Origin of the sequence: Massilia sp. UYP32 (assembly GCF_050434365.1) — a bacterium.
Lineage (GTDB): Bacteria > Pseudomonadota > Gammaproteobacteria > Burkholderiales > Burkholderiaceae_D > Telluria > Telluria timonae.
The window spans coordinates 76,560-89,805 of sequence record NZ_JBNDIK010000027.1 but is presented as its reverse complement, the minus strand read 5'-3'; the positions used below and the strand labels follow the sequence as shown (position 1 = coordinate 89,805).

Here is a 13,246-nt window from a genome sequence, read left to right as displayed (position 1 = left end):
TGCTGTAACGACAAGCAACCCGTCGTTACTGGACACGCCATGATTCGCGATACATCCCTGCAAGACGCCGTCGTCGCCCCGCCGGCCGGCCACAAGATCAAGCGCCGCGCGCTGCTGCTAGGGGGCGCCGTCGCCCTGGCCGCCGCCAGTTTCTCCCTGTACGCCGCCTGGAGCGGCAGCGAACATTCCGTCTCCGCCAGCCGCGTGCGCATCGCCGAAGTCCAGCGCGGCACGCTGGTGCGCGACGCCGCCGTCAACGGCCGCGTCGTGGCCGCCGTCAGCCCCACCCTGTATTCCACCGCCCCCGCCACCGTCAACCTGAAGGTCGCCGCCGGCGACACCGTCAAGAAGGGCGACGTGCTGGCGGTGCTCGAGTCGCCCGACCTGACCGACGCCCTCAAGCGCGAAGTCTCGACCTACGAACAGCTCAAGGCCGAGGTGGCGCGCCAGCAGATCCTGGCGCGCAAGCAGCAACTGCTGGCCCGGCGCGAAGCCGACACCGCCGAGATCGAGCGCCTGTCGGCCCAGCGCACCGTGGAGCGCTACGACAGCGTGGGCGTGGTCGGCATCATCGCCGAGATCGACTACCAGAAGGCCCAGGATGCCCTCAACTCGGCCGGCATCCGCGCCAAGCACGCGGCGCAGGCGGCCAACCTCGAAGGCGACGACGTCCAGCTGGCGATCCGCACCAAGACCAACGAGATGGAGCGCGCGCGCCTGTCGATGGCCAACGCCCAGCGCAGGGTCGACGAACTGACCGTACGCGCGCCGGTGGACGGCTTCATCGGCACCCTGAACGTGCAGAACCGCATGGTGGTGATCGCCAATGCCCCCTTGATGACGCTGGTCGACCTGTCCAAGCTCGAAGTCGAGGTCGAGGTGCCCGAAACCTATGCCGGCGACCTGGGCCTGGGCATGAGCGCCGAGATCACCCTGCCCTCGGGCCGCGCCACCGGCAAGCTGTCGGCGCTGTCGCCCGAGGTGGTCAAGAACCAGGTGCTGGCGCGGGTGCGCTTCGACGGCGAGCAGCCCAAGGGCCTGCGCCAGAGCCAGCGCGTCAGCGCGCGCCTCCTGATCGAGGAAAAGCCGAACGTCCTGATGGTGCAGCGCGGCCCCTTCCTCGAAAACGAAGGCGGCCGCCACGCCTATGTGATGCGCGACGGCGTCGCGCAGCGCACCCCGATCCAGGTCGGCGCCACCAGCATCTCGGCGGTCGAGATCCTGTCCGGCCTGCAGGCCGGCGACAAGGTGGTGGTGGCCGGCACCGACGCCTTCGAGAACGCCGCACGTGTTTCGATCAACTGACATTATCCAGAACAAGGAGCCAACCATGCTGCGCATGACCAACCTGAGCAAGGTGTACCGCACCCACATGATCGAGACGCACGCGCTGCGCGGCTTCGAGATCCACGTCAGCCAGGGTGAATTCGTCACCGTGACCGGTCCGTCCGGCTCGGGCAAGACCAGCTTTTTGAACATCGCCGGCCTGCTCGAGGAATTCACCTCGGGCGAATACGTGCTCGACGGCGTCAACGTGAAGGGCCTGGACGACGCGGCGCGCTCGCGCCTGCGCAACGAGAAGCTGGGCTTCATCTTCCAGGGCTTCAACCTGATCCCGGACCTGAACCTGTTCGACAACGTCGACGTGCCGCTGCGCTACCGCGGCTTCAATGCGCGCGAACGCAAGGAGCGCATCGAGGACGCGCTGGCCAAGGTCGGCCTGGCCTCGCGCATGAAGCATTACCCGGCCGAGCTGTCGGGCGGCCAGCAGCAGCGCGTGGCGATCGCGCGCGCGCTGGCCGGCTCGCCCAAGCTGCTGCTGGCCGACGAACCGACCGGTAACCTGGACACGCAGATGGCGCGCGGCGTGATGGAGCTGCTGGAAGAGATCAACGCCGCCGGCACCACGATCCTGATGGTGACCCACGATCCGGAACTGGCGGTGCGCACCCATCGCAACGTGCACATCATCGACGGCCAGGTGTCCGACCTGGTGCGCCGTTCGCCGTCGCTGGTCGACAGCGTGGCTTCCGTCCCAGCCTGAGGAGCGGTCATGTTCGGCTATTACTTCAAGCTCGGCGTGCGCAGCCTGCGCCGCAACCGCTACCTGACCGCGCTGATGGTGCTGACCCTGGCCATCGGCGTGGCCGCCAGCGTCTCGACGCTCGCCATCCTGCACGCGATGTCGGGCGACCCGATCCCATCGAAGAGCGACCGCCTGTTCGTGCCCTTCATCGACAACGCCCAGCCCGAAGGCTATATCCCGGGTTCCGAGCACATCGACATGCAGATGACCTACAAGGACGCGATGAACCTGCTGCGCGCCAAGCCGGGCGACCGTGGCACGGCCATGTACGGCACCGGCATGCCGATCGAGCCGCCGCGCACCGACATCCCGGCCTTCACCGGCTATGGCCTGGCGCCGACGCGCGATTTCTTCGCCATGTTCGAGGTGCCCTTCCTGCATGGCCAGCCGTGGAGCGTCGAGGACGAGACGCGCGGCGCCAACGTCGTGGTGCTGAGCCGCGCGGTGGCGGAGAAGCTGTTCGGCGACGCCAGCCCGGTCGGCCAGCGCCTGCGCATGGGTGGCGAACCGTTCACCGTGGTGGGCGTGCTCGACGAATGGAATCCAATGCCGCGCTACTACAAGCTGATCGGCAGCGGCCCGGCCACCGGTGAAGATTTCATGATTCCCTTCACCACCGCGGTGCGGCGCGAGTTGCCGGCTTACGGCAGCGTCAACTGCAGCGAGTCGCGCGATTCAGGCTTTGCCTCGCTGCTGGCCTCGGAATGCACCTGGATCCAGCTCTGGCTCGAAACCCGTTCAGGCATGGACCGCGCCGACCTGCACGCCTTCCTCGAAAACTACGCGAGCGAGCAGCGCAAGCTGGGCCGCCTGAAGCGCCAGGCCCCGGTCGAGCTGTACAACGTGATGGAATGGATGGAAAAGCAGAAGGTGGTGGGCAACGATACCCGGCTGTCGGCCTGGCTCGCCTTCGGCTTCCTGCTCCTGTGCCTGGTCAACACCGTCGGCCTGCTGCTGGCGAAGTTCTCGGTGCGCGCCTCCGAGGTCGGCATCCGCCGCGCGCTGGGCGCCTCGCGGCGCGACATCTTCCGCCAGTTCCTGATCGAGACCGGCGTGGTCGGCCTGGCCGGCGGCGTGCTGGGACTGGCGCTGGCCTTTGGCGCGCTGGCCCTGATCGGCATGGAAAGCAAGAGCATGGCGGCCGTGGCGCGCATGGACTGGCAGATGCTTGCCTTGACCTTCGTGCTGTCGATCTGCGCCGCGCTGGTCGCCGGCCTGCTGCCGACCTGGCGCGCCTGCCAGGTGACGCCGGCCATCCAGCTCAAATCGCAATAATCATCAGGGGGACTGAATATGGAAATCCGACCAATCCTGTCCGCGCTGCTGCGCAACAAGACCGGCCCGATCCTGGTGGCGATGCAGGTCGCCCTGAGCCTGGCGATCCTGGCCAACGCCCTGCACATCGTGAACGAAAGGCGCGAGGTGGCGTCGCGCCCTTCCGGCCTCGACGACGAAGCCTCGACCTTCTACTTCTCAGTGCGCAACCTGAACCAGGACACGCCCGAGCAGATGCTGGCCACCATCAAGCGCGAGCTGGACGTGCTGCGCGCCGTGCCAGGTGTCGTGGCCGCGGGCCAGGTGTCGCAGATGCCGATGTCGCAAAGCGGCAGCACCACCAGCGTCGCCGCCGATCCGCGCCAGGAGCGCGAGAGCGCCTATGCGTCGGCCTATATGTCGGACGGCTCGATGGTCAAGACTTTCGGCCTGAAGCTGGTCGAAGGCCGCGACTTCCTGGCGCACGAAATCCCGGAAGTCAACCAGGCCACCAACCGCGAGCTGCCGACCATGATCCTCATGACGAAGGCGCTGGCCGAGAAGCTGTGGCCCGACGCGCCCGCGGTCGGCAAGACCATGTACTTCGGCACCGGCAGCGAAGCGCGCGGCGCCCAGGTGGTCGGCGTGGTCGAGCGCCTGCAGACCATCCACGCCGAAGTGGGCCAGGATGCCGAGTATTCGATCCTGATCCCGGCGCTCATGTACGGTACGCCCGGCACGATGTATGCGCTGCGCAGCGAAGCGGGCGAGCGCGACCGCGTGATGCGGGAAGCCGAACAGGCGCTGCGCAAGTCGTCGGCCACGCCGATGATCCTGCGCATCGCGACCGTCGAGGGCGACCGCAAGGACCGCTACCGCGCCGACATGGCGCTGTCGTGGATGCTGGTGACGGTGAGCGCGCTGCTGCTGCTGGTGACCTGCAGCGGCATCGTCGGCATGGCCAGCCTGTGGGTGACCCAGCGCCGCAAGCAGATCGGCGTGCGGCGCGCGCTGGGCGCGCGGAGAATCGACATCCTGCGCTACTTCATCCTGGAAAACGTCATGATCACCAGCGGCGGCGTGGTCGGCGGCGTGCTGCTGGGCGTGGGCCTGAACCAGCTCCTGGTGAGCAAGCTGGAAATGACGCGCCTGCCGCTGCCCTACCTGATCGCCGGCGCCCTGCTGTTCTGGGCGATCGGCATCCTCGCCGCCTATGGCCCGGCCTGGCGCGCGGCCAGCATCTCGCCGGCGCTGGCCACCCGCAGCACCTGACCCGGACAGTGCTATGCTGGCGGCCATGCCCACAGTTCTCATCATTGACGACAATGCCGCCGTCGCCATGGCGCTCGAAGTGCTGTTCTCGCTGCACGACATCGCGGCGCTGCGCGCTGCCTCGCCCGAGGAGGGCCTGGACCTTCTCGGCCGCGAACCGGTCGACCTGGTGATCCAGGACATGAACTTCACGGCCGACACCACGTCGGGCGAGGAAGGCGTGGCGCTGTTTCGCGAGATCCGCCTGCGCCATCCCGACCTGCCGGTGATCCTGCTCACCGCCTGGACCCACCTGGATGCGGCGGTCGACCTGGTCAAGGCGGGCGCCGCCGACTATCTTTCCAAACCCTGGAACGACGAGCGCCTGCTGGCCACGGTCGGCAACCTGATCGAGCTGGGCCAGGCCAATCGCGCGCTCGGTAGCCGCCTGCAGCGCGAACGCAAGGCCAAGCGCGAGCTCGAGCTGAACTTCGACCTGCGCGGCCTGGTGTGGCAGGACCCGGCCACCGAACGCGTGCTGCACCTGGCCTGCCAGGTCGCGCGCGCCGACGTGCCGGTCTTGATCACGGGGCCCAACGGCACCGGCAAGGAGCGCATCGCCGAAATCATCCAGACCAATTCACAAGTGGCCGCCGGTCCCTTCGTGGTGCTCAATTGCGGCGCCCTGCCGTCCGAGCTGATCGAGGCCGAGCTGTTCGGCGCCGATGCCGGCGCCTATACCGGCGCCTCGAAGGCGCGCGAAGGCAAGTTCGAGGCGGCCGACGGCGGCACCCTGTTCCTCGACGAAATCGGCAACCTGCCGCTGGCCGGGCAGATGAAGCTGCTGCGGGTGCTGGAAACCGGCCGCTTCGAGCGGCTCGGCTCGAACCGCGAGCGGCAAGTGAAGGTGCGCGTGATCAGCGCCACCAATGCCGATCTCTCCGCGATGATCCGCGCCGGGACCTTCCGCGAAGACCTGTTCTATCGCCTGAACGTGATCGAGCTGCGCCTGCCGCCGCTCGCGAGCCGTCCGGGCGACATCCTGCCGCTGGCGCAATCATTCCTGGCGCACGGCAAGGCCCTGCATCCGGCGGCCGAGGCGGCACTGCTGGCCCATCCCTGGCCCGGCAATGTGCGCGAACTGAAGAACGTGATGGCGCGCGCCAACCTGCTGTCGGGCGGCGCCACCATCACGGTGGCGGACCTCGGCCTGCCCGCGGCCAGCCTGCCGGCCCAGGACCTTGATCCCGACCGCGACGCCATCGTGGCGGCGCTGGCGCGCGCCGGCGGGGTGGTGGCGCAGGCGGCAAACGAACTTGGCCTGTCGCGCCAGGCGCTGTACCGCCGCATGGAGCGGCTTGGGATCGAACGTCCGTGAGCGAACGCCAGGCGCCGGCCCGGACCAGGTTCTCGCTGGTCACGCGCCTGTCGGCGCTGGTCGGCACCCTGCTCGTGCTGGCCATGCTGGCCGCGCTCGGCCTGGACGCCCTGTTCCCCGGCCGCCCGCTGCTGGTCGCGGGCCTGTGCCTGCTCGGATTGCTGCCGGTCGCGATCATCACCCTGCGCGCGCAAGTCCAGCCGATCCTGTCGCTGTTTCGCGCGCTGGAAGGCACGGTGGACAGCTACCGCGACGGCGACTTTTCGTTCAGCCTGCATTGGCCGCACAACGACGAGCTGAGCGACCTGATCGCGGCCCATAACCGGCTGGGCGCCGTCCTGCGCGAGCAGCGCCTGGGCCTGGCCCAGCGCGAGCTGCTGCTCGATTCGATGGTGCAGAACACGCCGGTGGCGATGCTGCTGGTGGCGGATACGGTCGGCCACGCCGGCGTCATCGTCTATGCCAATGTCGCCGCCCGCCAGTTGCTGGCGCATGGCCGCAAGCTCGAGGGGCACGCCCTGCGCGCCGTGCTCGACGAGGCGGCGCCGGCCCTGCGCGAAGCGCTGGCGCGGGGCGGCGACGGCCTGTTCAGCGCCGGCGAAGGCGAGAACGAAGAGGTGTATCACCTGGCGCGCAGCACCTTCAACCTGAACGGCCGCCGCCACGAGTTGCTGCTGCTGCGCCAGCTGACGGCCGAACTGCGGCGCCAGGAAGTGCAGACTTGGAAGAAGGTGATCCGCGTGATCAGCCATGAGCTCAACAACTCGCTGGCGCCGCTCGCCTCGCTCGCGCATTCCGGCGCCGAGCTGGTGCGGCGCGGGCAGGTGGAGCGCCTCCCGCAGATTCTCTCGACCATCGGCGAACGCACCCGCCACCTGGAGAGCTTCATCCTCGGCTATGCGTGCTTCGCCAAGCTGCCGACGCCGCGCCTGGAAGCCTGCCCGTGGTCAGAGCTGGTCGCACGCCTGGCCGGCCAGGTCGATTTTTCCGTCGAAGGCGAGCTGCCGCCCGACCCGGCCTGGGTCGACGCCGCCCAGCTCGAGCAGGCACTCCTGAACCTGCTCAAGAACGCGCACGAATCCGGATCCAGGCCAGACCGGGTCCAGCTGCAGGTGCGGCGCGTGCAGGACCAGCTGCGCATCGACGTACTCGATCGCGGCAGCGGCATGAGCGAGGCGGTGCTGACCCAGGCGCTGGTGCCCTTCTATTCGACCAAGCGCAGCGGCACCGGCCTGGGGCTGGCGCTGGCGCGCGAGATCGCCGAGGCCCACGGCGGACGCATCCTGCTCGCCAACCGTGACGGCGGCGGGCTTGCCGTCACGCTGTTCCTGCCGGGGCTGCCGGCAGCTTCCCCCACCTGAAAGGACATCATGCTGACCGTCATCGGCAAGGCCACCTCGATCAATGTGCGCAAGGTGCTGTGGACCTGCACCGAACTGGGCTTGCCGTTCGTGCGCGAGGAGTGGCAGGACGGCCACGCGGCGCTGAACCCGAACCGCATGGCGCCGGTGCTGGTCGACGACGGCTTCGTGTTGTGGGAATCGAACACCATTTGTCGCTACCTGTGCGAGCGCCACGCCGGGGCGTCGCTGTGGCCGGCCGAGGCGCGGGCGCGCGCCCGCGTCAGCCAGTGGATGGACTGGCAGGCCACCGAATTAAACACGGCCTGGCGCTATGCCTTCATGGCGCTGGTGCGCAGCAGCCCGGCGCACCGGGACCCGGCGCTGATCGAGGCCGGCATCGCAGGCTGGAACCGCCACGTCGGGCTGCTCGATGCGCACCTGGGCGACAACGGCCCCTGGATCGCCGGCGCCGGCTTTTCGCTGGCCGACATCGTGCTCGGCCTGTCGGTCAACCGCTGGCTGATGACGCCGATGGCGCGGCCCGACTATCCCCACGTGGCGGCCTGGTACGCGCGTCTTGGCGAACGTCCGGGCTTCGGCGCCTGGTGCGGCAACGGGGTGGCATGAGCCGTCTCTGGTAAGATCGGCTCTGATTTTCCAGCCGCTCGACCATGCCGCCGTCCACCATCGATCCCCGCTTCGCCCAGCCCGGCCATCCGCCCGCCACCATCGACGAATTCGAAGGCGTGCGCTTCCTGCACCTCGGCACCTCCTGGGTGCAGGGCGCGATGCGCCTCGCCAAGCCGGACACGATCGAGCTCGAATACGTGCAGATGATGATGATGTGGACGCTGTTCCAGCGCGCGCCGCGCCACATCGCCCAGCTCGGGCTGGGCAGCGCCGCGCTCACCAAGTTCTGCTACCAGCGCTTTCCCGAGGCGAAGGTCACGGCGATCGAACTCAATCCCAACGTGATCGCGATCTGCCGTGCGCTGTTCGGCCTGCCCGACAACGATGCCCGCCTGGACGTGCGCGAAATGAATGCGCTCGACTTCGTGCTCGACCGCGCCAACCATGGCAAGTTCGACGTGCTGCAGGTCGACCTGTACGACCAGGACGCGCGCGGCCCGGTGCTCGATTCGGTCGAGTTCTATCAGGGCTGCCGCGATTGCCTGGCGCCGGGCGGCATCGTGACCGCCAATGTGTTCGGCGACTTCAGCAACTACGACAAGAACTTCCTGCACATGGAGCAGGTCTTCGACGCCGTCGCCTGGCTGCCCGAGGTGCACGATGCGAATATCGTCGTGCTGGCCTTCGGAGAGGCTCCCGAACTCGACTTCGCGGAGCTGTACGAGCGCGCCGGCGAGATCAAGCGGCGCCTGAACCTGCCGGCCAAGAACTGGGTCAACGGCCTCAAAGAGTGGATGCGCGACCACTCGTGATCGTGTGGCGCGGCGTGGGCGGGCGGCGTCCTGGACGGGGGCCGGTCACGCCCAGTTCGGACGCCGGCACCGGCGCGCCGAGCAGCGCGAACACCGCGCCGCAGGGTTCGCGCTCCAGCGCCAGCACCGGGAACACCCGTTCGAGATTGGCATACTTGGCCCAGGCGCCGGCGCCGCGCGACTGGCTCGGCGGGATCGACATCGCGGCAAAGCCGCGTGCGCCGTTCTCGAGCGCCGCGATGCTGCGCACGCGGGCGGCGCACGCGTTTCCGTCCAACCTCGCGTCGGATACGTGGGGCTCGCCGGCGTCCATGCAGCGCACCCGCAGCTGCGCGCCGGGCAGCGGATGGTCATGGATCTTCTGGTTGGGAGCGTGCCAGAGCTGCATCAGCACGATGCCGGTCGGCCCGTGGGCGTCCCAGGCGCTTTCGAGGCTGCCGTGGTGCTGGAGGCCGTAGCGCTTGCATAGCTGGGTGATATTCATCTAGTCGTTCCGTTGCCGTTGGCGCCGCTCGCGGCTGCGGCGAGCGGCGGGATCCTGCATGGCGCGCAGCAGGATCTCTCGTGAGACATCGCAGCTCTCGAGGTACACCAGCCCGGCCGACACGCCGCGCGTCTCGGCCAGGAACAACGCATATTCGGTAGCGAGCGCGGACCGCTCGTCGATTCGTCGTTGGATCATGATGTGGCTGCCTACGAAGTGCGGCGAAAGCGCCGGCTTGAGATGTAATGCTAAAGCCACTCGGCAGCACACCCTTGGAAATCTTGTTAGAGAACGTAACAATCCAGCAAACTCTCTGCAGCAACATTTCTTACCAAAAATTTCTTTATTCTCAATGCATTACCCGACACTCATGAAAATGTCGTGAAGTGTGAGGGCGCGTCTCTTTTGCGCGACGGCCACCCTACCTATTTACCTTCGTATTTACTTATTTCAATAACTTCGTGGTGTGCAGACATATCTCATTGCTAACATCAAATGACATCCGGACAGGCGGATGACATGACAAAACTCAATGCAGGGGGAAGAGGATGACCAGGAAGTTGAACAAGAAAACACTGCCGCAACGCGCCCTGCTGGCGTCGGCACTGATGGCGGCGCTGGCGCCGGCCAGCGCCCAGGAGACGGACAGCAATATGTCGCAGGTCGTGGTGCTCGGCTCGCGCACCCAGGCCAAGACCGCGCTCGACACCGCGGTTCCGGTGGGCCTCATCAACAGCAAGGACATCCAGTCCGCCGGCACGCTCGAGCTGGGCAAGGTGCTGCAAGACCTCGACCCTTCGTTCAACTTCACCAGCACCTTCGTGAGCGACGGCACCGACATCATCCGCCCCGCCACCCTGCGCGGCCTGGGCCCGGACCAGCTGCTGGTGCTCATCAACGGCAAGCGCCGTCACCAGCAAGCCCTGGTCAACGTGCAGCAGACCATCGGCCGCGGTTCGGCCGGCACCGACATCAATGCGATCCCGCTGTCGGCGATCCAGTCGATCGAGGTGCTGCGCGACGGCGCGGCGGCGCAGTACGGCTCGGACGCGATCGCGGGCGTGATCAACATCATCCTCAAGAAGGGCGCCGGCAACGGCACTTTGAGCGCCAGCGCCGGCACCACCGACGAAGGCGATGGCGACACCTATTCGGCCAGCGCCAACCGCGGCTTCGCGCTGGGGGCCGACGGCGGCTACCTGAACCTGTCGGTCGAGGCCAGGAAGCGCGACGAAACCAATCGCGCCGGCCCGGACACCCTGCGTGTCGACCCGCCGCGCGTGACCCAGCGCCTGGGCGACAGCAACGCCAAGGACTACTATCTGTGGATGAATTCGGCCATCCCGACCGCCGGCGGCGAACTGTATGCCTTCGGCGGCGCCTCCAGGCGCAAGGGCGATTCGGGCGGCTTCTTCCGCCCGGCCGAGGATTCGCGCAACGTGCCCGAGCTCTATCCGAACGGCTTCCTGCCGAATATCGTGACCACCGTGCAGGACGCTTCGCTGGCCGTCGGCTACCGCCACGACCTGCCCAACGGCTGGAACGCCGACGTCAGCGTCAACCACGGCCGCAGCCAGCTCAAGTTCCACGAGCGGAACTCGGTCAATGTCAGCTACTGGTACGAGAACGGCGAATCGCCGACGTCGGCCGACACCGGCACGCTCAAGTTCGAGCAGACCACCTTCAACCTCGATTTCAAGGGGCCGGTGAACGTGCTGGGCGGCGAGCTGTTCGTGGCCGCCGGCTTCGAATGGCGGCGCGACAACTACGAAATCGAGGCTGGCGACCCGGTCTCGTACCAGTATGGCCGCAACAACAATCCGGCCATCATCATCCGCGACCAGAACGGCGGCATCGCCGCCTCGGGCATCCAGGGCTTCCCCGGCTACACCCCGAGCACCGCGGTCGACGAGGGCCGCCACAACACCGCCTACTACCTGGACCTCGAGCGCAAGTTCGGCGCCAGCGTCACGCTCGGCGCCGCGGCGCGCCACGAACGCTACTCGGACTTCGGCAACACCACGATCGGCAAACTGAGCCTGCGCTGGGACCCAAGCCGCACGGTCGGGATCCGCGGCAGCGCCTCGACCGGCTTCCGGGCGCCGGGCGTGCAGCAGAAGTTCTACAGCTCGGTCTCGACCAACCTGAACGCCGCCGGCGTGCTGACCGAGACCCTGACCGCGCGCGAAGACAGCGCCGTCACGCGCGCCTTCGGCATCGCGCCGCTGCAGGAAGAAACCTCGAAGAGCGCCAGCATCGGCATGATCCTGCGCCCGAGCCAGGGCTTCTCGCTCACCGCCGACGTCTACCGCACCAAGATCGACGACCGCATCGTCTTCTCCAGCAATATCGCGCCGGAGTCCGGCCCCTGCCCGACGCCGGCCGCCTGCCCGATCCGCAACATCCTCGATCCGCTGCGCGTGGGCCAGGCCCAGTTCTTCACCAATGCGATCGACACCACCACCACCGGCTTCGACCTGGTGGCGCAGCAGACCATCCGCAGCCAAGGCTCGACCCTGGTGCTGTCGGGCCAGCTGGGCTTCAACAAGACCGAGGTCGACGACCGTCACTCGCAGTCGCCGGTGCTCACCGGCGCCCAGCTGTTCGACGACGCCCAGGTGACGCTGATCGAACGCGGCCAGCCGCGCAAGCACCACGTGGTGTCGGCCGACTACACCACCGGACCGTGGAACGTGACGGCGCGCGCCAACTACTTCGGCGAGGTGCAGGGGCAAGGGTTCACGGCGCCGTTCGTGCAGACCTGGGAGGCGAAGTGGATCGTCGACCTGACCGGCCGCTATGCCTTCAACAAGAACCTCAGCCTGTCGGCGGGCGTGAACAACCTGTTCGACACCTATCCGACGCGCTGGGACCCCGAACGCGCGGCGCCTTTCCCGCAGATGGGCTTCACGCACTGCTGGGAGACCTGCCCGTTCGGCATGAATGGGCGCTCGGCCTACGTCAAGGCGGACTATACGTTCTGAGACTGGCGCGCTCGGCTCAGCGCAGTGCCGAGCGCAGTCCGGACGCCTCGAAATACACATGGCGGACCACCGGATTGGCGGCGCCGATCGCCGTTTCGATGCGGGCGATCGCCTGCTCCACTTCGCTGATCTGCAGCCCACGGCGGAACTGCACGGAGGCTGCGAGCAGCACCTCCTCAGGGCCCAGCTGCATGGTGCGCAGGCTCGCCACGCTCTCGAGCGCCGGCTCGCGCAGGAACAGCGCGCGCAACGACTCCAGTTGCGCGCCGTCGATGCCCTCCCCCACCAGCAGGCCGCCGGTCTCGCGCGCCAGCGTGACGGCCGCCCCCACCAGCAGCAGCCCGATCAGGATCGACGCCGCCGGGTCGGCGTAGGGATTGTCCAAATAATGGCCGACAGCGATGCCGGCCGCAGCGATCGCGATGCCCAGCAGCGCCGCCGAATCCTCGATGAATACAGTAAATATCGAGGCGTCCTTGCTGGCGCGGACCGTTTGCCACAGCGTCATGCCGGGACCGCGCTTCGCGTTGAGCGCCTTGCGCGACACATTCCAGCTATAGCCCTCGAACAGGGCGGCGGCGCCCAGGACCACATAGTTCCATAGCGGGTCCTCCAGTGGCGGCGGATCCTGCAGCGCCGCGACGCCGTGGTAGATCGACAGTCCGCCGCCCAGCGAAAACACCGACAACGCGACGATCAGCGCCCAGAAGTACAGGGATTTTCCATAGCCGAAAGGATGCTTGCGGTCGGGCTTGCGCGCGCTACGGCGTTCGCCCAGCAGCAGAAGCAGCTCGTTGCCGGTATCCACTGCGGAGTGGATGCCCTCGGCGACCATCGCGGCGCTGCCGGTGATGCCCGCTACGATGAACTTGGCGATGGCAATCCCAAGATTGGCCACGATGGCCGCGTAGATTACCTTGCGCGAATCCTGGCGCGGCGGTTCGGGCGCCGCGCCGCGTTCGCCGACCCGTGCTGCTTGAGTCATACTTTTCTCCTGTTCGAGTGCACATGATGGAGCACTGCG

The 13,246-nt window shown here is 67.6% G+C and carries 12 protein-coding genes; 9 read left to right on the top strand and 3 right to left on the bottom strand.

The window, feature by feature from the left end; translation table 11 throughout:
• Positions 1-39: 39 nt before the first annotated feature.
• The 8 genes from ABIB42_RS20605 to ABIB42_RS20570 are packed head-to-tail and all read left to right on the top strand — an operon-like array spanning position 40 to position 8,754.
• Positions 40-1,305, top strand: coding sequence for an efflux RND transporter periplasmic adaptor subunit (locus ABIB42_RS20605; RefSeq protein WP_429248916.1), 1,266 nt, complete (start codon positions 40-42; stop codon positions 1,303-1,305).
• A gap of 25 nt (positions 1,306-1,330) precedes the next feature.
• On the top strand, positions 1,331-2,044 hold the full coding sequence (locus ABIB42_RS20600) for an ABC transporter ATP-binding protein (RefSeq protein ID WP_005663539.1): 714 nt from the start codon (positions 1,331-1,333) through the stop codon (positions 2,042-2,044).
• A 9-nt stretch (positions 2,045-2,053) separates the two neighbouring features.
• A complete protein-coding gene (locus ABIB42_RS20595; RefSeq protein ID WP_429248915.1) occupies positions 2,054-3,361 on the top strand; it encodes an ABC transporter permease in 1,308 nt (435 codons plus the stop codon).
• 18 nt (positions 3,362-3,379) lie between these two features.
• Complete coding sequence (locus ABIB42_RS20590; RefSeq protein ID WP_429248914.1) at positions 3,380-4,612, top strand: ABC transporter permease; 1,233 nt, start codon at positions 3,380-3,382, stop codon at positions 4,610-4,612.
• A gap of 25 nt (positions 4,613-4,637) precedes the next feature.
• Positions 4,638-5,969: a sigma-54-dependent transcriptional regulator gene (locus tag ABIB42_RS20585; protein ID WP_040775492.1), complete on the top strand. Its 1,332-nt coding sequence runs from the start codon at positions 4,638-4,640 to the stop codon at positions 5,967-5,969.
• Complete coding sequence (locus tag ABIB42_RS20580; RefSeq protein ID WP_005663545.1) at positions 5,966-7,330, top strand: sensor histidine kinase; 1,365 nt, start codon at positions 5,966-5,968, stop codon at positions 7,328-7,330. The genes ABIB42_RS20585 and ABIB42_RS20580 overlap by 4 nt, the downstream gene beginning before the upstream one ends.
• A 9-nt stretch (positions 7,331-7,339) precedes the next feature.
• Positions 7,340-7,939 carry a glutathione S-transferase family protein gene (locus ABIB42_RS20575; protein WP_005663546.1) on the top strand — a complete coding sequence of 200 codons (600 nt, stop codon included), beginning with the start codon at positions 7,340-7,342 and terminating at the stop codon, positions 7,937-7,939.
• A 44-nt stretch (positions 7,940-7,983) separates the two neighbouring features.
• Complete coding sequence (locus ABIB42_RS20570) at positions 7,984-8,754, top strand: spermidine synthase (RefSeq protein ID WP_219862146.1); 771 nt, start codon at positions 7,984-7,986, stop codon at positions 8,752-8,754.
• Here the strand turns inward: ABIB42_RS20570 and ABIB42_RS20565 are convergent.
• Complete coding sequence (locus tag ABIB42_RS20565) at positions 8,726-9,238, bottom strand: hypothetical protein (RefSeq protein ID WP_005663548.1); 513 nt, start codon at positions 9,236-9,238, stop codon at positions 8,726-8,728. The genes ABIB42_RS20570 and ABIB42_RS20565 overlap by 29 nt on opposite strands.
• A complete protein-coding gene (locus ABIB42_RS20560) occupies positions 9,239-9,436 on the bottom strand; it encodes a hypothetical protein (RefSeq protein WP_005663549.1) in 198 nt (65 codons plus the stop codon). It lies immediately after the preceding gene.
• Between the two features lie 362 nt (positions 9,437-9,798).
• On the opposite strand from ABIB42_RS20560, the gene ABIB42_RS20555 reads away from it, so the two are divergent.
• Complete coding sequence (locus ABIB42_RS20555; protein ID WP_429248913.1) at positions 9,799-12,222, top strand: TonB-dependent receptor plug domain-containing protein; 2,424 nt, start codon at positions 9,799-9,801, stop codon at positions 12,220-12,222.
• Between the two features lie 16 nt (positions 12,223-12,238).
• Here the strand turns inward: ABIB42_RS20555 and ABIB42_RS20550 are convergent, their stop codons facing one another.
• Entirely contained in the window at positions 12,239-13,207 is a 969-nt protein-coding gene (locus ABIB42_RS20550; RefSeq protein ID WP_429248912.1) for a cation diffusion facilitator family transporter, read from the bottom strand.
• Positions 13,208-13,246 lie beyond the last annotated feature (39 nt).

Excerpts from the sequence above, each read along its gene's own strand:
- ABIB42_RS20605 (WP_429248916.1), top strand. The coding sequence starts at position 40 with ATGATTCGCGATACATCCCTGCAAGACGCCGTCGTCGCCCCGCCGGCC.
- ABIB42_RS20600 (WP_005663539.1), top strand. The coding sequence starts at position 1,331 with ATGCTGCGCATGACCAACCTGAGCAAGGTGTACCGCACCCACATGATC.
- ABIB42_RS20595 (WP_429248915.1), top strand. The coding sequence starts at position 2,054 with ATGTTCGGCTATTACTTCAAGCTCGGCGTGCGCAGCCTGCGCCGCAAC.
- ABIB42_RS20590 (WP_429248914.1), top strand. The coding sequence starts at position 3,380 with ATGGAAATCCGACCAATCCTGTCCGCGCTGCTGCGCAACAAGACCGGC.
- ABIB42_RS20585 (WP_040775492.1), top strand. The coding sequence starts at position 4,638 with ATGCCCACAGTTCTCATCATTGACGACAATGCCGCCGTCGCCATGGCG.
- ABIB42_RS20575 (WP_005663546.1), top strand. The coding sequence starts at position 7,340 with ATGCTGACCGTCATCGGCAAGGCCACCTCGATCAATGTGCGCAAGGTG.
- ABIB42_RS20570 (WP_219862146.1), top strand. The coding sequence starts at position 7,984 with ATGCCGCCGTCCACCATCGATCCCCGCTTCGCCCAGCCCGGCCATCCG.
- ABIB42_RS20565 (WP_005663548.1), bottom strand. The coding sequence starts at position 9,238 with ATGAATATCACCCAGCTATGCAAGCGCTACGGCCTCCAGCACCACGGC.
- ABIB42_RS20560 (WP_005663549.1), bottom strand. The coding sequence starts at position 9,436 with ATGATCCAACGACGAATCGACGAGCGGTCCGCGCTCGCTACCGAATAT.
- ABIB42_RS20550 (WP_429248912.1), bottom strand. The coding sequence starts at position 13,207 with ATGACTCAAGCAGCACGGGTCGGCGAACGCGGCGCGGCGCCCGAACCG.